The organism is Paenibacillus sp. GYB004 (assembly GCF_036577605.1).
Classification (GTDB): domain Bacteria; phylum Bacillota; class Bacilli; order Paenibacillales; family NBRC-103111; genus Paenibacillus_AB; species Paenibacillus_AB oceani.
This window is the reverse complement of the sequence record NZ_JARBDB010000047.1, coordinates 407,284-428,133: the sequence shown is the minus strand read 5'-3', so window position 1 is coordinate 428,133 and position 20,850 is coordinate 407,284. Positions and strand designations below refer to the sequence as shown.

General features: G+C 54.4%; 19 protein-coding genes. 6 read left to right on the top strand and 13 right to left on the bottom strand.

Annotation, left to right across the window (positions count from 1 at the left end; genetic code table 11):
- Positions 1-157 precede the first annotated feature (157 nt).
- The 3 genes from PV433_RS20515 to PV433_RS20505 all read left to right on the top strand — a co-directional run bounded on the left by PV433_RS20515 (position 158) and on the right by PV433_RS20505 (position 3,309).
- On the top strand, positions 158-1,492 hold the full coding sequence (locus PV433_RS20515) for an ABC transporter substrate-binding protein (protein WP_332073917.1): 1,335 nt from the start codon (positions 158-160) through the stop codon (positions 1,490-1,492).
- Between the two features lie 315 nt (positions 1,493-1,807).
- Positions 1,808-2,941: an amidohydrolase family protein gene (locus PV433_RS20510; protein ID WP_332073916.1), complete on the top strand. Its 1,134-nt coding sequence runs from the start codon at positions 1,808-1,810 to the stop codon at positions 2,939-2,941.
- On the top strand, positions 2,938-3,309 hold the full coding sequence (locus PV433_RS20505) for a Rieske (2Fe-2S) protein (protein ID WP_332073915.1): 372 nt from the start codon (positions 2,938-2,940) through the stop codon (positions 3,307-3,309). Before PV433_RS20510 ends, PV433_RS20505 begins: the two co-directional genes overlap by 4 nt.
- Before the next feature lie 81 nt (positions 3,310-3,390).
- Here PV433_RS20505 and PV433_RS20500 read toward each other — a convergent pair whose 3' ends face one another.
- Positions 3,391-5,067 carry an ankyrin repeat domain-containing protein gene (locus PV433_RS20500; protein WP_332073914.1) on the bottom strand — a complete coding sequence of 559 codons (1,677 nt, stop codon included), beginning with the start codon at positions 5,065-5,067 and terminating at the stop codon, positions 3,391-3,393.
- 44 nt (positions 5,068-5,111) lie between these two features.
- The gene (locus PV433_RS20495) at positions 5,112-5,633 is read right to left on the bottom strand and encodes a hypothetical protein (RefSeq protein WP_332073913.1); all 522 of its coding nucleotides are present in this window, start codon (positions 5,631-5,633) and stop codon (positions 5,112-5,114) included.
- A 299-nt stretch (positions 5,634-5,932) separates the two neighbouring features.
- Between PV433_RS20495 and PV433_RS20490 the strand changes: the two genes are divergently transcribed.
- Entirely contained in the window at positions 5,933-6,943 is a 1,011-nt protein-coding gene (locus PV433_RS20490) for a Gfo/Idh/MocA family protein (RefSeq protein ID WP_332073912.1), read from the top strand.
- A gap of 15 nt (positions 6,944-6,958) precedes the next feature.
- Positions 6,959-7,903 carry an aldo/keto reductase gene (locus PV433_RS20485; protein ID WP_332073911.1) on the top strand — a complete coding sequence of 315 codons (945 nt, stop codon included), beginning with the start codon at positions 6,959-6,961 and terminating at the stop codon, positions 7,901-7,903.
- Positions 7,904-7,980: 77 nt separating this feature from the next.
- Here PV433_RS20485 and PV433_RS20480 read toward each other — a convergent pair whose 3' ends face one another.
- The 6 genes from PV433_RS20480 to melA all read right to left on the bottom strand — a co-directional run bounded on the left by PV433_RS20480 (position 7,981) and on the right by melA (position 14,829).
- Positions 7,981-8,496 carry a hypothetical protein gene (locus PV433_RS20480; RefSeq protein ID WP_332073910.1) on the bottom strand — a complete coding sequence of 172 codons (516 nt, stop codon included), beginning with the start codon at positions 8,494-8,496 and terminating at the stop codon, positions 7,981-7,983.
- 31 nt (positions 8,497-8,527) lie between these two features.
- Positions 8,528-9,001, bottom strand: a complete 474-nt coding sequence (locus PV433_RS20475; protein WP_332073909.1) for a hypothetical protein — start codon at positions 8,999-9,001, stop codon at positions 8,528-8,530.
- A 226-nt stretch (positions 9,002-9,227) separates the two neighbouring features.
- Complete coding sequence (gene ilvA / locus PV433_RS20470) at positions 9,228-10,481, bottom strand: threonine ammonia-lyase IlvA (protein WP_332073908.1); 1,254 nt, start codon at positions 10,479-10,481, stop codon at positions 9,228-9,230.
- Between the two features lie 264 nt (positions 10,482-10,745).
- Positions 10,746-11,759, bottom strand: coding sequence for an ABC transporter substrate-binding protein (locus PV433_RS20465; RefSeq protein ID WP_317891207.1), 1,014 nt, complete (start codon positions 11,757-11,759; stop codon positions 10,746-10,748).
- 424 nt (positions 11,760-12,183) lie between these two features.
- Complete coding sequence (locus PV433_RS20460) at positions 12,184-13,374, bottom strand: HEAT repeat domain-containing protein (RefSeq protein WP_190928578.1); 1,191 nt, start codon at positions 13,372-13,374, stop codon at positions 12,184-12,186.
- A 42-nt stretch (positions 13,375-13,416) separates the two neighbouring features.
- Positions 13,417-14,829: an alpha-galactosidase gene (gene melA, locus PV433_RS20455; protein ID WP_332073907.1), complete on the bottom strand. Its 1,413-nt coding sequence runs from the start codon at positions 14,827-14,829 to the stop codon at positions 13,417-13,419.
- 257 nt (positions 14,830-15,086) lie between these two features.
- Between melA and PV433_RS20450 the strand changes: the two genes are divergently transcribed.
- A complete protein-coding gene (locus PV433_RS20450) occupies positions 15,087-15,620 on the top strand; it encodes a type 1 glutamine amidotransferase domain-containing protein (RefSeq protein WP_332073906.1) in 534 nt (177 codons plus the stop codon).
- A 138-nt stretch (positions 15,621-15,758) separates the two neighbouring features.
- Here PV433_RS20450 and PV433_RS20445 read toward each other — a convergent pair whose 3' ends face one another.
- The 5 genes from PV433_RS20445 to PV433_RS20425 all read right to left on the bottom strand — a co-directional run bounded on the left by PV433_RS20445 (position 15,759) and on the right by PV433_RS20425 (position 20,549).
- Positions 15,759-16,292: a GNAT family N-acetyltransferase gene (locus PV433_RS20445; protein ID WP_332073905.1), complete on the bottom strand. Its 534-nt coding sequence runs from the start codon at positions 16,290-16,292 to the stop codon at positions 15,759-15,761.
- 83 nt (positions 16,293-16,375) lie between these two features.
- On the bottom strand, positions 16,376-17,257 hold the full coding sequence (locus tag PV433_RS20440) for an ADP-ribosylglycohydrolase family protein (RefSeq protein WP_332073904.1): 882 nt from the start codon (positions 17,255-17,257) through the stop codon (positions 16,376-16,378).
- 197 nt (positions 17,258-17,454) lie between these two features.
- The gene (locus PV433_RS20435) at positions 17,455-19,713 is read right to left on the bottom strand and encodes a carboxypeptidase regulatory-like domain-containing protein (RefSeq protein ID WP_332073903.1); all 2,259 of its coding nucleotides are present in this window, start codon (positions 19,711-19,713) and stop codon (positions 17,455-17,457) included.
- Positions 19,688-20,032, bottom strand: coding sequence for a hypothetical protein (locus PV433_RS20430; protein WP_332073902.1), 345 nt, complete (start codon positions 20,030-20,032; stop codon positions 19,688-19,690). Before PV433_RS20430 ends, PV433_RS20435 begins: the two co-directional genes overlap by 26 nt.
- Positions 19,992-20,549, bottom strand: a complete 558-nt coding sequence (locus tag PV433_RS20425) for a sigma-70 family RNA polymerase sigma factor (RefSeq protein WP_332073901.1) — start codon at positions 20,547-20,549, stop codon at positions 19,992-19,994. Before PV433_RS20425 ends, PV433_RS20430 begins: the two co-directional genes overlap by 41 nt.
- Positions 20,550-20,850: the final 301 nt, after the last annotated feature.

Genomic DNA, 20,850 nt, shown 5'->3' with positions numbered 1-20,850 from the left:
TCCCCTGTTTGCCAGATCGTCCTTTTTCAGAATAACAAACTTTCGAACACAAAAAAATGAAAATTAAATCTCAAATTCTTGCATGTTTTTTCGCGCAGGCGGCATGTATCATGAAAGCGTAATTAGGTTATCCAATGACGTTGAGGAGGGTTACAAGTTGTTTTTTTCGAGTGTCCATACCGTCAAGAGGCTGATTGAACCTATTTCTAGGAAAGCGCTAACCCCTTACCGGTTTCTGCTCGCTGCAGGGACTATGTCGATACTGGCTGCATGCGGCTTCACCGGGCAAGAGACTTCGCAACAGCCGGTACCGTCAGCGATGCGGGAACCGGTGGAGCTTGTTTTTTTCTCCACCTCGGGCTGGTCGGAGGAAGCGTTCAACGAACGATTCGGCCAAACGATGAGAGCCAAATTCCCGGAATATACGATCAAGTATATTCAAGCAAGCAAAGAAGTTACGATGGAAAGTCTGATCACATCCAAAACCGCGATCGACGTGTATTGGGATACTCATACGGCCACCTTCAACAATTTGGACCGTTTCAAGATCCAGTCCGATATGAGCGGGCTGATCCAGAAACATAATGTCAATCTGGCCCAACTGGACCCGTCCTCCCTCCATATCGCCAAATCGATGTCTGGCGGCGGCATCTCCGCTCTCCCGCTGGTGAGCAACACCGAGGTACTTTATTACAACAAAGATGTATTCGATAAGTTCGGAGTGGCGTTCCCGAAAGACGGCATGACACGGGACGAGCTGCTGGATCTGGCCAAGCGGTTTAACCGGACCGACGGCGGGATCAAATATTACGGACTCGGAACGTATCCTTCCTACGCCCTTGCCCTAAGTCCGTTCTCGATTCCGTACGTCGATGCCAAAACCGACAAAGCGACGATCCAAACCGATCCCCGCTGGAAGACGCTGTACGAGCATTTGGTTACCGCTTATCAAACTACCGATAATAAGAAAATGTCCGATCCGAATCAATTTTTGAAAGGCAATATGGCCATGTTTCTCGGACTAGCCAATATGTTTCTGAACTTTGACGTATCCGCAATGAATTGGGACATCGCTTCTTATCCTCTATATAAAGAAGTTCCCGGAGTCGGACAGCAGGCGCTGCCTACGATGTTCGCCATAACCTCACTTAGCAAGCATCCGGATCAAGCTATGGAAGTGCTCTCCTACATGCTGTCGGAAGAAGTGCAAAAATCGTTGTCCGAACGCGCCATCATTCCGATCCTGCAAACGCCGGCCGTCATCCAAGCCTACGGCACCAAAGCGCCTTACCCGAATAAAAACTATTCGGCGATTCTCAAAAACAAATTTACAAACTCCCCTCCGATGACAGTGTACGATTTGCGTGTGCAGAATATATACCTCAAGCCGTTGGAGCAGCTCGCGCAAGGAACGATCGACTTAAATACCGCTTTCCGGCAAATTGAAGAGGAATCGAATCAATGGATCGCGCAGGAAAAAGCAAGCAAGTAATCCTCATAATCCAATAGACCTTCCAGCTGCAGGTTCGGCGGGAGGTCTGTTTCTTCTTTAACGATAAGATGGCAGGCGGGCGGCGTACTCCGGCGAAAATTTTGTCCAAGCCCTCCATTTCCATACTTCGTCCACTGACCGAAGTTCCTCTGACAGATCCCGAAGGATCAAGAACCGAAATTAGCCGCACCTATTCGGATCATATGCAAAAAAGTGAAAATAAAACGGTAAATTCCTGTATATTCTTGCCCCCCCCTCCCCTGTAAGATGAAAATAAGTACTTTACCAAACCTTAATAGTTGAGGAAGTGACCGTATGGAAACGAATGCGTCGACGAAAATCAAATCCCCCGGAGGGAAAACGTCCATCATCGATTGCGATATTCATGCCACCATTCCACTGGACGGAATAAAGCCGTATTTGCCCCGTATATACCGCGAACAGGTTGAAACTTGGGGACGCCGGCTTCCCGGACAAAACCACATGTATCTGAATGGCGGCACGAACGGCTCGATGCAGGAGCATCAACCTCCGCGAAATAAGGAAGAAGACAGCTATTTGAACTATATTCGGGCCCAGCATATCGATAAATTCAATCTGGAGTACGGAATAATGACGGGCAGTGATTACGGCGTTCACACGACGCCGGACACGGATTATGCGGCAGCGCTCTGCTCGGCTTCCAACGACTACGTGATCGAGCACTATTTGTCCCGGGACAGCAGGCTGAAAGGTTCGGTCCATATTCCGAAGCAGGATCCGATCCTGGCGGCCAAGGAAATCGACCGGGTCGGCTCGCATCCGGACATGGTTCAAGTCATCGTCTCCAACGGTGCGATAAAACCATACGGCAACCGGATGTACGAGCCGATCTACGAAGCTTGCGTGCGCAACAATTTGCCGTTCGCGATCCACGTGAGCATGGAGGGAATCGGGATCAACAACCCGCCTACCGGCGCCGGTTATGTAAGCTATTACGCGGAATACAGGGCAGCACGCACGCAAATTATGATGGCGCATATGGCCAGCTTTATTTTCGAAGGCGTGTTCGTCAAATATCCGGACCTGAAAGTAATCATGGTCGAGGCCGGGATGATGTGGGTGGCCCCCTTCATCTGGAGACTGGATCAGGATTGGAAGGCGCTGCGTCATCAGACTCCGTGGGTGAAAGAGCCGCCAAGCGAATATTACCGCAAACATATGAAAGTAACTTCGCAGCCGATCGAGCTTCCGCCGCAAAAGGAGATGTTTATGCCTATGATGGAGGCGATCTACGCCCGGGAAAACTTAATGTTTGCAAGCGATTATCCGCACTGGGATTTTGATTCGCCGCTGCTTGCATTTCCGAAGATGGACGAGGAGATGAAGGAACGTATCTTTTATCAAAATGCGGCGGAGCTGTACAGGTTGCCGGCGAGAAAACAAGCGGCGGGAGGTGCCCTGGCTTGAACCGTGTATGTGTAGGCAGCACCTCGGAAATCGCACCGGGGTCGAGAAAAATCGTGGAGATCGGCGGACGCAGCATCGGCGTGTACAATGTGAACGGACATTATTATGCCATCCGCAATTTGTGTCCGCATCAAGGCGCACCGCTCTGCTTGGGAATCACGACTTCCTTCGTTACCTCTACCGCCCGCGGCGAGTTTTGCTTTGAACAGGAAGGCGAAATTGTACGGTGTCCCTGGCATTTCTGGGAATTCGAGATCAAGACGGGCTGCATGGTGGTCGATCCGAAGACGAGAACGAAAACGTACGATGTGACCGTCGAGCGCTATGACGTTACGGTTAACGAGGATCAGCTATTTGTACATGTTTAATCCATGAAATTGGGGTGCCGGTATCACATACGGCACCCTTCGTAATTGCTGGAGACCGGACCTGTCAATGTCCGGCTGTCTTCATTTTGTCAGCGCAACCTCAAGCAGTTCCGCGATATCCGCATGCCCCTTGCGCCTTGCCCAGGACAGAGGCTGTGTCCAGGATTGCTCGGCCGGAAGCCGGGGGTCCGCTTCAAGGTCCAGCAAATATCGGACCAATTCGGCTTTGCCGTATTTGGCCGCCCAGCCAAGAGGCGTCGCCCCGTACTCCTCGTCCATCGCGTTGCAATCGGCGCCGGCATCCACGAACTGCCGGGCAAGTTCCAGATTGCCTGCCGCCGCCGCTTTATGAAGATACGTGACACCGAGCCAGTTTGCGTGATTCGGATCGGCCCCCGATTCGAGCAGCAAGCTTACGAGTTCCGGTCCTTTCTCCATCGCGTAGCCCATATAATTGTTGGCGTACCAGGGCGCATTCAGATCCGCACCCCGGCGGATCAGCAGACGAACCAGGTCCGTACGCCCTTCTCCCGCCGCCATACACAACGGCCCGTAGTCGCCGCCGCTGTTCACGAGAGACGGGTTCGCCTGCAAAATCTCGCCGGCCAGATCGAGCCGGCCCAGACAGCATGCCGCATCCAGATTCATCGCAGCGCCGTGGGCATACAGCAGCTGAACGAGCGAGCTGTGACCTCTCTTCGCCGCGATGAACAGCGGATTGCCACTTGCATCGACCGGGGCGTTCGGATTCGCTCCGGATTCGAGCAGCCTTTGAACGATATCTTCATAATTGCCGTTCACGGCATGCCACAAAGCACTGCCGTAAGGCGCATCCGGTTCCGCCGCATTCGGATCGGCTCCATAATCGAGCAGCAGTTGAACGGCTGCGGAATGTCCGTATTTGGCGGCATAGCTTAACGCTCTTCTCCCCATCGAATCGGGCGCCTGAACAAGTGCGGAGTCTTCGTTCAGAAAAGACTCGATCGATTCGGTATCGCCGATGGCCGCTGCCGTCCATAGATCGTATGCCGCTCCGCGGGCAACCAGATAACCGACGACAAACCACGCATTGCGGATGGCGTTACGATTCAGATCGCGCTGGCTTCTAAACCAGTAGTCGCCTTCAATCGCGAGTTGAAGCGGTGTCGCCCCATCCATCCTCCGGGCGTCCGGGTCAGCCCCCCGTTCGATCAAGCCGTCCAGCAGCCGCAGATTCCGGGTCAGCACAGCCCAATGCAAAGGGGTGTTGCCGCGATCATCTCCGGCATGTATCAGCTCGGGACGATCGTCGATATGCTGCACAGCTTCATCGGTTCTGCCCGACCGGATCAAGTCGCAAACCTTGCCTCCATCCGGCGATATGTTAAAAGCCCGCTCCAGGTGACCGGACAGCAGTTCCTCGATGACGGTATACCCGCGATCCTTCGCTTTGGTAAGCGGAACGTCCTGCCAGCTCAGCCATCGCTCCGTCGCATCCGCCCCGTGTTCGAGCAGAAGCCGGACAAGTTCGGCATGTCCGTAACGCACGGCGAAATGAATCGGGGTATAATATCCCCAGCTGCATACGGCAAGCTGCGGATTGCCGCGAAGCAGACGTTCGGCGCCTGTCAGGTCTCCTGTGATCGAGGCCATGATCATTTGCCAAATATCCGTTCCTTCACCCGTCCGGAGCTCTTCGGGTTGAATCCATACGTGTATGCGCCCTCCTTGCTTCAGTCGATCGTTTTGCCCGCTCATTCCGCTTGCTCGCTCGTTCAAGTCCGGCACCTCATTTCCGTAATAACAGCGACGATCTCGATCGCTTATTCGGGTTCGTCCAGCCGTTTGATCTCTATTACTTGATTCAGCTTCCCTTTGACTTCTCTTATGTACTCTAGTCCGGACCAATCGTCGGATGCGACTTCTCCCAATAGGTAATAGTGTTGTCCTTTCTCGGGCAACCGTTTATCTACATGGACGAATGTATAATCCTCTCCCTTATTGGTCTTTAGCACCGCTTTGTATGCCCATCCTCTTTTGTTCTGCTCGTATTCGATCTCCGTTATTATACCACGCAGCTTTATTCTTTGATCAGGTACGATCCCTGACGTCGCATCCTCCACCCATAGCCGGTTTATATCTTCTATACACTTCTCTCTATTCTCGTACATGAAACTCCAGTCGTTGGAGAAAGGGAACATCTCTTTGCTATCCTTCAGATAAAAATCCAATATTTCCCGGTTCAGATCTTCCTCGTAGTCTTCACTATGTTCGGAAATGACCCGAGTGTTTTGTTCTCCACAATGCTCGGTATGATAGGCGAGAAATTTAAAGGAACCGATCACATCGAAGTTTCCCCATCCCCATGCCTGTCGCGAGTAGAAGCCTCCTTTTCTTTTACAGCGATTACATTTGAAATAATAATAAGTAGACATAGAACACCTCGGACTTGAATAAATGTCGCATCCCATCGATGCGAGCTGTAAGAGCAACGCGTTCCGGACTTGTACGATGGATGCAATCAGCTTTTAACTATACCATCCAATGACAATATCGTGTTATGAGGGCCAATATATTATTATTTTTATTCTAATATCATTGAACTATAATGACAATATACTGCTAATAAGGGGTTGGACAACTAATGGGACAAAGTAAACTTCGATGGGGCATTCTCGGATGCGCCGGAATCGCCATCCGTTCCGTCATTCCCGGAATCCAGCAATCGCAGCGGGGTGTCGTCACCGCGATCGCAAGCCGCGATGAAGCCAAAGCCAAGCAAACCGCAGAAAAGCTCGGCATCCCGAAAGCGTACGGCAGCTACGAAGCGCTGCTCGCCGACGGCGATATCGACGCGGTATACATACCGCTGCCCAATAATATGCACAAGGAGTGGACGATCCGCGCCGCGGAAGCGGGCAAGCACGTGCTGTGCGAGAAACCGTTCTCGATGGACGCCGCCGAAGCGTCCGAGATGGTCGCCGCGTGCGACAAGCACGGCGTGAAGCTGGCCGAAGCGTTCATGTACCGCCATCATCCGCGATATGCACGCATTCAAGAGATTATCGCATCCGGCGAGATCGGCACGATTCGCGGAATCCACGGAACGTTTACCTTCAACAGCTCGGCCAATACGACCAACTTCCGCAACGATCAAGCCATGGGAGGCGGCGCCTTGTACGATATCGGCGTCTATCCGATCAGCGCCGCCCGTATGCTGCTCGGCCGCGAGCCGGAAGCGGCAACCGTACATGCGTTCTTCTCGCCCGAGCATGGGGGCGTGGACATGATGGCTTCCGGGCTGCTGGAATTTTCCGGAGGCGTGGCGCTTACGTTCGATTGCGCGATGTGGGCCGCAGGCCGCAACACGCTGGAGGTGCTCGGCACGGAAGGCCGCATCGAGCTTCCTTCCGCATTCGTCTGCTCGACGGACGCTCCTTCGGTCTTTTATGTCACGGTTAAAGGCAACCGGCGCGAAGAACAGCTGGAGCCCGTCAACCAGTACAGTCTGCAATCGGATGAGATGGCGGCTGCCGTCCTGGATGGCGCCCCTGCCCGATTTGCACCGAACGATGCCGTCCTGAATATGCGAGTTCTCGACGCTTGCCTCGAATCGGCGCGCACGCGTTCCCGAATTTCGATCCCGAACGGATAAAGGAGAGAAGCCGACATGAACTATTTTACGATACCCGGACTGGACAAACCTTGCTCCCAGCTCATGATGGGAACGGATTACTACAAGCCGGAGCTGCTGGACACGGTCGGTGTGCTGCTTGACGAATATATCGTGCTGGGCGGCAATTCGCTCGATTCCGCCCATATTTATGCAGGCGGCAAAAGCGAAGAAACAATCGGCTTATGGATGGAATCCCGCGGCAACCGCAGCGAAGTGATCGTGCTGACGAAAGGAGCCCATCACAATGCGAGCGGCCCCCGCGTCAACAAGCAAGCGATCGACGAGGAGCTCGCCATCAGCTTACAGCGTCTGCGCACCGACTATGTCGACCTGTATGCCCTTCATCGCGACGACCCGAACGTGCCGGTAGGCCCGATTATCGAAGCGCTGAACGAGCATATCGAAGCAGGCCGCGTACGTGCCATCGGCGTATCCAACTGGACCCATCAGCGGATTCAGGATGCGAATGATTATGCCGAAGCGAACGGACTCGTCGGTTTTACGTTCAGCAGCCCGAACTTAAGCTTGGCGAAGGCTAACGAGCCATTCTGGGCAGGCTGCGTATCCGCAGACAGCGCCGACTGCGCCTGGCACCGCGAGAAGCAGTTCCCGCTGCTGTCCTGGTCGTCGCAGGCGCGCGGATTTTTTACCGGATCGTTCACGCCGGAAGTACGCGACAACGCCGACCTTGTCCGCGTCTTCTACAGCGACGCCAACTGGGAACGTTATCGCCGGGCCGAACAGCTCGGCAAGGAGCGCGGCGTATCCACGATTCAGATTGCGCTTGCGTACGTATTGAACCAGCCGTTCCCGTCCTGCGCTCTGATCGGACCGAAAAACAAGGCGGAGCTGGAATCGTGCCACGACGCTACCCGGATTCAGCTGAGCGAAGAGGAATTGAACTGGCTCGACTTGTCCGCCGAGCTCAAAGCGATCTGATTGACTGTCAATCGAAGCAACCCCCGCATGAGGCTGATCGCCTTGCGGGGGTTTTTATCGTGCCATCTTCTCGGCAGTTACTCCAGCCGGATACGATCCTTATAGAAAACCGGCGTGAGCCCAAGCCTCGAAACCGAAACGAACACTTGATCCCCGTGACCGAACAGCGCGGCGCCCGGAACATAACGATCGGAAAACTTCATCTGGACAGGCTCCCGGTCCGGCAGCGAAAACCGATACCGATGTTCTTCCTGCTCCACATAATCGCGAAACAGTCTGGCCCGTATATAAAGCTCGCCGTCCAGCATAACCAGCGGGTATAGCGTGTTGGAATCCGGATAAACGTCGAACAGGTCCGACTCGACAACGTATTTCCCGGAATGTTTCACAATCGTGTTCAGTTGACTGTCCGTCAACGCAATGCCGAGCAGCCGATAATGAATCTTCTGCAGCACGTTCCAAATTTTCCATAGGGAGACGAGGATCAGACCTCCGGCAACACTGCAAACGACGATCAGAATATCGGATTCCAGAATACCCGCGAAAGTTCCGGCTGCGAGGACAAACAGACCGACTACCAGCAGAATGATCACTTTGAAACCTCCCGGCTGATCCGGTTTTTTATTACGCGATTTGCTTGGGGGTGTCCGCCGGCATTGAAGCTTTCTTTTCTAAATACTGCTGCAACAGCATAAAAAGAAACGGTAAGACGGCTGCGGCTACATAGCAAGAAATAAGAAACGGCATCTTCCAGGGCTGATAACCGTAATAGTTGTAGAGCAGATCGGTCTTGAGCTGCCCTGGTATGGCGATTAGCACAAATCCCATGTAAACGGCCGCGATCATGACCCTTTTTCCGGGCGCGAATATGCAGCTTACGAATATGGCGAACGCGATGCAGATAAAGTCCGAATACAGATGGTCCAAAATAAATTTGGTCTGCAAACTATACTTCGTAAACCAACTAAGCACGAAATAATCGACCGGATATCGAAATAAGGCCATCAGCATATAAGCGCCGAAAAAGCTGGGTATGAAAATAAACCAGCGAATGGTCGTACCGACGTTGTGACCGACATTGTAGTAAGGTTTGTGCATCCGACTAACCTCCCCGTTTCGTGTAAGTCTGCAAGTTCCGGTGCCGCGCCCCCTTTCTTCCGATTATGCTGATTAGCTAATATAGAATATTGCCTCCATATCGGATAGATTCGCCCAATTCCCGAATATTTCCTGCTGTTTCCTTGAAAAAACAAAAAAAGACAGCGATTGGATCATCTGTCTTTTGGGTATCGAAGCTCATCTTGCTTCCAAAGTTGTCCAGCCCTTAAATCAACAGGCTGAACAGATTGGAATCCTCGTTAATGTAGCTGAACTGCAGCCCCCGCGTCCGCATCCGGTCGATCAGCGGCTCGTAATCGTCCCTCTGCTTCAACTCGATGCCTACAAGCGCCGGTCCGTTGTCTTTGCTTGTCTTCTTCACATATTCGAAACGCGTAATATCGTCGTTCGGCCCGAGGACGAACTCCAGAAACTCGCGGAGCGCCCCGGCCCGCTGCGGGAAATTGACCAGAAAATAATGCTTCAGCCCTTCATAAATAAGCGAGCGCTCTTTGATCTCCTGCATCCGGTCGATATCGTTATTGCCTCCGCTGATTACGCATACGACGTTTTTGCCGGCAATCTCGTCTCTGTAAAAGTCGAGTGCGGCAATCGGCAGCGCTCCGGCAGGTTCGGCGACGATCGCGTTCTCGTTGTACAGCTCGAGGATGGTGGTGCACACTTTGCCTTCCGGCACAACAAGAATATCGTCCAGCGCGTCCTTGCAGATTTCGTAAGTCAGCTCGCCTACGCGTTTCACCGCGGCACCGTCCACGAACTTGTCGATTTCGCCGAGCGTTACGATCTCGCCTCTTTGTATCGATTGGCGCATCGACGGCGCTCCGGTCGCTTCTACGCCGATCAGCTTCACAGACGGCTTAGATCCTTTGACATAAGCGGCGATGCCGGCCATCAAGCCGCCCCCGCCGATCCCGGCGAAAATGTAATCGACCGGCTCCCGCATATCGTTCAAAATCTCCAGACCGACCGTACCTTGTCCGGCGATAATCTCGGGCTGGTCGAACGGATGAATGAACTGCATCCCTTCGCGGCCGCAATAATCAAGCGCCTCCCGCAACGAATCGTCAAACGTGTCGCCGGTCAGCAGCACTTCCACGAACGGGCCTCCGAACAGCTTGACCTGGGATATTTTTTGCCGCGGCGTCGTAGCCGGCATGAAAATTTTGCCGGAAACCTGCATCGCCTTGCACGAATAAGCGACGCCCTGCGCATGATTGCCGGCGCTCGCGCAGACTACGCCTTTCTTAAGCTCGTCCTCGGACAACCCGCGCATCAGGTTATAGGCGCCGCGAATTTTGAAGGAACGGACGACTTGGAGATCTTCCCGTTTCAAATAAACGTTGCAGCCGTACCGTTCCGATAAAATATAGTTTTTTTGCAATGGCGTATGGTGCACGACGTCCTTCAGCGCATGCCCCGCCACGATAATGTCTTCCAGTCTGACTCGATCCGCAACCATCCGTAAGTTCCTCCATCCAGCACATGCCTATCGGTCCAGCATCCATGTACACATAATATCTCTACATTATACATCCATGGGACATAATGTCCACCGACAATTTATCGACAATAGCTTCAGCAAAGCGAAGGCTCAGGAAATCCCCAAAGGGTGAAGCACGGTCCGGCAAACTTTTCCCGACGTGCTGGAAGTACCAGCTTTGACGATGGCTCTTGGCTCTTCATGGCTCTTCTTGCTCTTCTTGCTCTTCATGGTTCTTGACGGTCACTTGGCGAGCATGCGCGGCAGCTCCTCCAGCAGCCATTCCCGCGAGGCGGCGTCGGAGTCCGATTTCTGAATGTAAAGGCGATATACATGCCCATTCTTAACGGCCGGCAGTCCTTTCCATACCGCGCTGTTTATGAGGGCATCCGTCGATTTCTTTGCTTCGTCGGCAACCGGGTCCAGAATAAAGATGCGGTCGCCTGCAAATTCGGGGAGACTTTCCACGGATATTTGGCGGAAACCTTCCTTCGCATCCAGCACTTGCTGAATCGGGGCCGTCGGCTTCAGCCCGCCTTCGCCGTACAACAGCTGCGGCAGACCTGCTCTTGCCATGACGAACAACCGGTCTCCGGGGTAATAAGTGAACACGGAGGCCGTCTCGCCCGGCTTCAGCACTGTCGCATACAGCTTCTTCCACATCTCGGCGGTTTTGGCGTGATGAGCTTTCAACCAGTCGGCCGTCTGTTGCTGTTTATTGAAAATAATGCCCAATTCCTTGAAGCGGTCGTCCAGCGAAGCAAACGTGTCGAACATAATTGTCGGCGCGATTTTGTCCAGCTGGGCGTAAGCTTTCTCGTCCGTATTGCCGACGATGATCAGATCGGGATTTAAGGAAATCACCTTCTCCAGATTAAGCGGAAAACCTACGTTTTCGATTTGCGCCGCTTCTTTCTGGTACACTCTACCATCCAGATGATCACCGAAAATGCCGATCATAGGAATGTCCAGCTCAATCAGATCGCCTGTCGTCTCCCCTGCGAATACAACTCTTTTCGGCGCTGCCGGAATTTGCACCGTATGCCCTTTGTAATCTGTATACGAGCGTGTCGTCGCTTGTTCCTTAGTTCCCGTCTGCCCGTTTGGCGATGTCGCATTCGTACCGGCAGGACTGCCGCCGTTGTCCCCTTTCGCTGAACCTGAATCCGAATTGCCGGATGTACACCCGATCAATAGCAGCCCCATCATCGTTGCCGCAGCGATCACGGAGATGCTCTGTTTTGTCAGCCTTTTCAACTTGGTTCCCTCCCGCTTTTTGAGCAATCTGCCTCTCTGTGATAATGATAATTATTATCATCAATGAGATTACACAAAATCGGAACGAGACTCAATGGACAAACTCAACAATGTGTCTTGGTGTTTGTACAAAACGGACGGGAACAAAAACGATCATAGGAAGCTTTTCACCAGGCCTCTTCCACATGGAATGTGGCTGCCCCAAACGTGTCGCATGAGGCGGGAACATCCCGGTTTCGAAACGAAAGGACCTCAGCTTCCACTGTAACGTGGATTGAGGTCCTTTCGTTTCAAGCAAATCGATTCTTGGCCGGGCTCCACAATCGCATAATAACTATGGAGACAGCCCTTCTTTTAGCCGTTTTCGTAAGCTCAAATATGCACCTGCACTATCCTTACCCTTGCCCTTCCACTCGGACTACCCTTAGTCTTTCTTCAAGCTGGCCCGAATCAATCCGGCCGTTTTCACCGAATTTTGAAAATCCGGGCTGGCGCTTAACAGCCAGTTGCGGTGCAGCACAGCCGTATCGTCCTGCTCCGGCTCCCCGTATGGCCACGCTTCGCCGATTCCCAATAAATACTCCCTCATCAGCAGAAGGAACGCCGTGCTCCACTGGCGGGTTTCGCGAATGGTCGGTACGAACGGATAATAATGATCGTAGGCGGCCCGGATCAGCGTATGCACCACTTCCTGCAGAACGGCCGGGATGTCCGCCTTCTCCAGCTTCTCGGCCAGCTCCTGCGGCAGCTCCGGCTCGTCCGTAGACGCGTGGCTTTCGTATTCCGCTTCGGTAACGGCGCCCTGTTCCTTTGCCATCCACAGCTTCATCCGGTCGAGAGCCGGTTTGTACGCGGCCGGCACCGATATCGTAAGCTCCGGCTGCGGATCGTCCAGATTCACGACGAACGGCTCGCCCATCTTATGAATTTTCACATTGCCGCGGACTCCGAGCCAGCGCAGCGACAGCAGCGCCTGCGTAATCACTTTGCCGTTCAGGTCTTCGTTGCGGCATACCCGGCGGAGCAGCTTCTCGCTTCTCGGATCGGGCACCATGCACAACATCCGGACCGCGTTCAGCGCCTCGTGCATATCCCCGTCCAAGCCGGCCTGGGCGCGGGTATAGATTGCATCCACCTGGCCTCCGACCAGATTGTCCAGCTCCATCGTCTTGCCCGCATATTCCTCCAAAGTAAGGTTGCCCTGCAAGTTCAGCAGCGTCTCGCCCTGCTCTTCCGCCGCTTTCCGGTACGTCTGCTCCATCTCGTCCGCCAGCTGCGAGTAATTATCCCGCTCCTCGGCAGTCAGCCCGAAACGTTTCGACATCGCCCGGAACCACGACGACAAAGCGATCGGACTGCGCTGAAACATCATCATGGCGAACGTGACCAGATTTTTATCAAACGGCAGCCCTTCCTGCAAAGCGAACCGGGCAAGCGCGATCTGGGCGTCTTCCTCCCTGCGCATCAGGCTAAAGGACATGATTAATCCGTTCCAGGCGTTTCCGTTCGTATTCTCTTCCAAGATCGCCCGGTAAAAGAAAAATGACGCCAGGCCGTACGAATCGTGCTCTAAATGATACCTTCCCATACTTACGGAATCTGCAAATGGATTCATCGTTAACTCGGCTCCTATGTATGTATTCGTTTATCGTGCAGCCTACTTGGCCAATTCTCCGAAACGCGAGAAGATCGCGAGCGCCGGATCGATCGGTACATGCGCCCTCCGGACGTCGGCCGGAATCGGAATCACCGGAGTCGGCCTCGGCAGCCGCCCTGCGAATTGCGGCAGCCACTGCGCCTGCGCTTGCAGCATCTCGGTCACCATATCGCGGATTTCCTTCAGCGTCAGCACAGATGAAGTAAGCGGGTCCATCGCGACGGCCTGCACCACCGTTTCCGGATCTCCCGATTTGGCTGCCAGAACAGCCAGACGCTGAACATTGATATTGGTCATATTAAGCGCGGCGCACTGCGGCGGCAGCTCCCCGACAATCGTCCGGTGGATGCCGGTCCGATCCGCGAACAACGGGCCTTCCGCGCAGCAATCCGCCGGAAGATTGGCGATCATGCCGTTATTTCGCAAGTTGCCGCTGAATTTGAACGTTTTGCCGGTTTCGAGCGCTTCAATGATGTAGGCGCAATATTCGATACTACGCGGAGGCAGGTCGGCCGGCTCGTCCGCCAGAAGGTCGCGCTCCTCGTATTTGCGGGCCACGTATTCGCCCCAGTGATAGGCGGCTCCCGATTCGCCTCCGAAGGCGGGTTCGTCGCAGTACAGCTCCATCGCTTTTGGGCTTTTGCGGAACCAGGGAACGTATTCGGACAGGTGCCCGGTCGATTCGGTCATAAAATAGCCGAAATGCCGGAACACTTCGCCTCGTACTTTCTCGTTTACGTAATACTCCGGCTGCTCGAATCGTCTCCGAAGCTCCGGATATAAGTCTTTCCCCTTATGTTCGATTTTAAGAAACCAGCCCATATGGTTGATCCCTGCGGAGACAAAATCGATCTCCGATTTCGGCACCTCCACATAGCCGGAAATCAGATCAAGCGTCGTCTGCACGCCGTGACACAAGCCGACGTACTGAATATTCGTCTCCCCGAGCGCCCAACCGACCATCGCCATCGGATTGACGTAATTAAGCATCGTCGCTTTCGGACACAGTTCCTCCATATCGCGGGCTACGTCCAGGATAACCGGAATGGTGCGCAGCGCGCGGAACACGCCGCCGGGACCGAGCGTATCGCCGATGCATTGATCGACGCCGTAGCGCAGCGGAATTTTATAATCCAGCTCGAATGCACCCATCCCGCCGATCTGGAACGAGCAGATCACATAATCGGCGCCGCGCAGCGCTTCCCGGCGGTCCGTCGTTACGCTCACTTTCGATTTCAACCCGTTCCGCTTGATGACGCGATCTGCGAAAGCGGCGACCTGGCTCGTTTTTCTCGTTGAAGGAGCCATCAGGACGAACTCCGTATCTTCAAGCGCTTCCGTGGCCATCATGTCAAGCATCAGCGTTTTGCAAAATACGGCGCTGCCCGCTCCTATTATGGCTACTCTTCTCATATCGTTCCCCCTTCTTCCCTGCCATGAAAACCAGCTCATGAAGATTGGCGCGATGAAACCCCAATACGTATATATTCGTGAATCCCCTTCCATCTCCTCCGTATTTTCCGGACGGAATTGATTTTTTCTCGTCATTCATGGCAATCCGGCAGGCCCGAGCCGCCCCGCAGTTGAATACCGGCTTTCGTTTGACTCGCCTCCAAGAAGGGTAATACATAGTTGTAGAGAGAACTTTATGACGAAAGGAAGTGCGGAACATGGAACAGAGAGGATGCAAGGTCGCTTTTCTGCTGGCAGACGGGTATGAGGATTCCGAGATGAAACATCCGTTCGAAGCGATAACCAAATATGGGCACGAAGCCGTCATTATCGGCCTGGAGAAAGAACAGGAGCTGCAAGGCAAGCAGGGGACGATCACGTATACGACGCATTTGTCGATCGACGAAGCATCTGCGGACGATTATGACGCGATCGTCATTCCAGGCGGACGTTCTCCCGAAAATCTGATGGAGAACGATCAGATTCTGGACTTCCTTCGGCAAGCCAACGAGAAGGAGATCACAATATCCGCCATCTGTCACGGCCCGCTGCTGCTATCCGAAGCCGGGCTCGTCCAGGGCCGAAATTTCACTTCCTATTCGGGCGTAGCGGAGAAAATCGCCGAGCAAGGCGGTGTATATTCCGATCAGCCGGTCGTCGTGGACCGCAACTTCGTTACTTCCCGGGGACCGCACGATGAACCGGATTTCATCGGCGAAACGCTTCGCAAGCTGGGCCATTCAGCCAATTAAGCCGCTTGCGATCCGATATACGCGGAACATCCTCTATCGCCCGCCAATATTCGGCGGATGCGGCAGAGGATGTTTTGTTGGGCCCCGATACCGTATTGGTTTGGTGCTCGAAGCTGCCGATGAGTCGCCGGTTGCTGCTTACAAATGTCCGTTCAGTCGTTTCGCATAACAATGTCTGGGCAGACCACCGTACATCGGGCGGGAAAACTTCCATTCGTATCCGGACAACTCCAGATTGCGCCGGCTTGCCTCATTGTCCGGGTGAACTGTCGAATACAGGTGCAAGCATCCGTACTCGGCAGCTCTCCGTTCGCGAAGCTCCACGAATAACCGCTGCAGCCCTTTCCCCCTGACGGACGGATGGACCGCCGAGCCTTCCAGAGCCGCTACGCGAAGCAGCTCCCGTTCCTGCACCCCGTACTCGCGTGCCAAGTTTCGCGGACCCGGTCCGGGAAATCCCAGGACGGTTACGGCCACAAGCTGCGTATCGGCAAAAGCGCCGTACAGCTCCCCCATATTCCGGATATGCTCGCGAAAATAGCCGGAATCGTCCATCGCGTAATAGTCGGAAGAAGGAAGCAGCGATACGATCAGCTGCATAAGCTCCATCACGGAACCGATATCGTCATCCTCCAACCGCCTTATGTATAAGTCTTGATACGGGCTGCTCATCTTTTCTTCCACCTTCACTTTGCGAATTTCACACCGTTCGGCCGGAACGGATGCCGCCAGCCGGAGCTCATAGCGACCAGTCGCTAAGTAATCAGCCTGGCGCGCACGGCGGCCAACTGCTCCGCCAGCTCATCCAACCGGTCCCTGATCAGAATCTTGGTCGAATAGGACGCGGGAATGCCTTCATATCCATCATACACGCCCGCGATCCCTCCCGCTATCGCAGCGATCGTATCCGAGTCTCCGCCCAAGTTCGCCGCCGCTTGGACCACCTCCGCAAACGATTCGGCCTGGAGCAGGATATAAAGCGCCCAGCTCATACTATGAACGACATAACCGCTTGGTTCGCAGTCGGGTTCCCGGGAGAGGACGGATGCGTAGACGGTATTCCCGATTTCGCTGCGAACGGCTTCGCGCAGCGGCTCCTCGTTCATAATCCGGTATACGATCCGGTTGTACAGCGTACAAGCTTCGCTGCATCGTTCGTCGTAATGGGTCATTTTCGACTGCAACCGCGAAAACTTCTCGATCTCCGGCAGTCCGGGGTAGCATAGCCCTACGGGCAGACAACGCATCAGCGAGCCGTTCCCGGCGCTTTGACCGAGATCCAGATCCGCGATGTAGGCGGCTTCGAACCAGCTGTCGTTATAAGTGCTTAATACTCTTCTAATGATATTGCCGATATCTTTCGGATCGGACCGGTACCATTCCAGGAAGTTTGACCCGATATGCGGAATCGGATCATGCGGGTTGCGGACGATCCCTTCGCCGACCGCGAGCGTCATCATCGTATCATCCGTCACTTCGCCCGGCTCCAGATCCCAGACGCCGCCTCCGATGATCTCCGTCAGGTAGCCGTATTTGTTTTTGACCTCGCTTCGGGTCATAAACTCCGTCGTTCCGCCCAGGGCATCCCCGATTGCGACACCGTACAGACCGCCTTTTATACGATTCAACCGATTCATAAGTTCCCCTCCCTATCCAGCTTATTCCGTCAGCTAGACTGAAATTTGTTAGTATCATTTTGTTATTATCATAATAGTATTATATATCCTCCCCTACGCTTGCTGTCAAGCACACGCCCGCTCGCCGTATGCCCCAGCTTCAAGGCATAACGAAAAAAGCCCGATCGCTCGGACTTTTCTCCTCCACCCCGATTCAGTTATCGAACCGCCATAACCGCTCTTACAAACTCCTTCATACCGTCTTGTCGGGTCCCCGCGATCCACGATCTCAACCGTTCCTCGTCGCCTTGAAACACCCATTCCAGCTTCTTTCTTAATTCGTCCATGTACGTGAGCGCCTGGGAAGAGGATGCGGCTTCTTCGCCCATCGCCTCGACCAGCCTGGCCCAATCCCGCTGCGGCGGACCGACGAAATGTTCCGGGTAAGCTTTTGCAATCCGTAGCGCATCCTCCATCGAGCGGTCTGTATAGATTTCGACTGCAAGATACAATCCGACGAATCGGTGGCTGCCATCTTGCCGCATCGCCTGTTCGAAGTACGTCAAAGCTTCGTCGAACCGGCTTTGCTGCGTCAGCGTCTTGCCGCGCACGGATTGCTCGTAAGAGGACAACGGCGAGCGGCGCAGCCGGTCGTAAAGCCCGATTGTTGCATTGTATTCGGTCCAGTCCCGTTTGCCGGCATAATATTCCGCCAGCGCGCTCGCATAGACGGCTTCGGGATGAACCTCCAGCATCCGTTTCAAATACGGAACAACCGCGTCTTGTATCGACTCGTCCTTCATCACGAGCGCTTTCGACTGGAGCAGGCGAATGACCATTCGAAGAGCGTGAACGTCGTTCGGATCGTTCTCCAGCACCTCTTTGTATTTCGACAAAGCTTCCTCATAATGGCTCACTTGAACGAGCCGATCTGCTTCCGTCAACGTTCTCTGCTTCATGTAGAAGAAAGGCAGATTGCCGATGGAATCGTCATCCAGCCGGTAGCCGCTGCTCTTCGTCAGCATCCGGCCGTCCGCGCCGAAAGCTTCGACACTCCAGAAAAACCGGTTGTCCGGATTGGAAAAACCAAGCAGGCCCGACGGGTCGGCTGACGCCCAGTCCCTCTCCGTCTCGTACGACAAGCCGAATACCTGATCGTACAACCGTTCCGCCGGAATCGTTAAGCGGTTATTTTCCACATGCGTCTGCAGCGTCGTGCTGCCCGATCCGTTTTTGAATCCGATTCCTACATTTACATTATAATAGGCTGCTCCTTCCACCCGTTCCCATTCGAACTCGATGTCGGGTCCGGACAGGGTCTGCTGGTTCACCGGAGAAAACAGCTCCAACAGCGGATATAACGTCACCGGCAGCGAAACGTTCGGTTGTCCGTCGATGATCGTCCATTCGTCATTGCCGATCGGCCACGTCCAGCCGCTGATTTGATCGAAATTCATCCCCAGGTACAGCTGGTAGCTGCCGGGAGTGACTCCATAAAACGTATACTGCCCGGAAGCATCCGTAGTCGTCTGATACGGATCTTGTTCCGTCACGCTGCGATTCGCGATCGACTCCTCCCGAAGGAAGACGCCGGCGTTTACGATCGGCGTGCCGTCGCTGCGGCGGAGCGTCCCCGAGACGATCGTACGTCCCGCTTCGAGTCGTTGTTCCTCTTTTTGCAGCAGCTCCTGCAGCATCGTTAATTGGTGTATAAAGACCTGCCTATTGGCGGATGCCGCCGGGAGCGAATTCGCTTCCTCCAGCTCGGCACTGAATCGTTCCAGCGCTTGCCTGCTTTGACCGGCATCGATCCAGACCCGGGCTCTCATACGGGCGATCTCCCCGCTGCCGTTCGTCCCGCCCTCTTGCAGACGGTAGGCGAACTCTGCCAGAACCCGGTCCGCCTCCTCCACTTGTCCGCTGGCCGCAAGCAGCTCAGCCTGTCTAAAGACGAGCGTTTGACGCACATAAGCGAAATTTTTGGCAGTCAGCCGCCGCTCCGCCTCCTCAAGCGTCCGGATCGCTTCCTCCGGCTGCCCTTGGCGTTCGTAGACATACGCCAGATGTTTCACCGCCTGCGACCAATAACCGTCGATCGACGCCTGGTCCACATAGTATTCCAGGTAAGGCACTTTCTCTTCGGTCCGGAACAGTTCCGTACGGTTCGGCAGATGGGACTGGGTATGACCGGGTCCGACATACAAATCGTAGTTGGATGCGCGCATCCGCTCAGGCGCTATAGCTCCTTCGATCATCGTCTCCCGTATCAGTTTCTGCTTCTGCTTTTCCGTAAACAGCGAACCGTCAAGCGCCTCCATGATGCCCTGCACCCCCCGGATATTGCCGGCAGCCGCCTGCTGTCGAGCGTAATACAAATTCCAGTAAGGAAGCGCCACTTCCGTCAGCAGCGGCAAGGCCACCGCGATCGCCAATACCGACAGGACCAGATGCTTAACTTTTATTTTGATTTTCAGCATAGGTCACCGCCTTCTCGAGTTCATCTTCCCAATACGTATTGCCGCCCGCTTCGACGAGCTGCCGGACCGCCGCAGGCGCAGGATGTTCCGGTTCGGAGACCTGGGGGAACCGCTGGACGCCCAGCAAGACGAACAATAACAACGCCGCCGCAGCGCCGGGCACGACCGGAAGCTCGATCTCTTTGTTCCATAACGCGTGCAGCCGTTCACTCCGTGTAGCGGGAAAAGCTTGCTTCCGCACCTCCTCCTGCTTCGTAAAATGAAGCTCGCTGAGCTCCTTATCCAATCGTGTTTTTGCCGACTCGTTGTCCCTGCTCATCGTGGTCCCCCTCCTCCCAGATCCGCTTCAGCATCGAACGCCCTCTTGCGAGGCGCGCTTTAACCGTATTTTCGTTCGTTCCGAGCTGTTCCGCCATTTCCCGCACAGTCAGTTCATTGTAGTAATATAACGTGATCGCCTCTCTGTATAAATACGTCAGCCGATGAACCGCATCAGTCAGGCGCTCGGTGCGCCACTCCAGAAAGAAACGCTCCTCCGGACCGGGCTCCGGATCGTCCCCCAGAAACGATTCCATCCGTGCATATGAGAGCAGCCGGTTCCAGTCCCAGGTACGAAGTTTCATCCGGCACCGGTTGACGGCGATCCGGGTCAGCCAGCCTTTCAGCCGGGAAGGCTCGGCGAGCTGTCCGATCTTGTAATAAGCGGTGATGAAGGTGTCCTGAACCGCCTCTTCCGCCGCCTGCCGGTCTTTGAGCAGGAGATAGGCCGTGCGAAGCAAATAGTCGCCGTACATCTCCATCATACTTTGCAGCGCAGCTTCATCCCGGCGCTTCAACCGTTCGATGACATCCAGTCCGCTCGCCCCCTCTCTCTCTGCACTTTAGATGCACGCTGTACCGATCCGGTTGCATGAAGTACGCCTTTTTGCAAAAAAAAGTTGAAACACAGCTCCTCTTCGATTCGTAAAAACAAAAAAAAGCAGGCGCTCGGCCTGCCGAAACTTGCTGGTCTTCCTTCCAAGCGGTGTAGCTGCTTTCCTGCCCGGAAAGGTACGGTTAACCTGAAGCTGGTACTCGTCCAGGATGAAGCGATTTGCCGGAATGCGGAAAGGCCGTCTCTCTTCCTCGACCCGAACG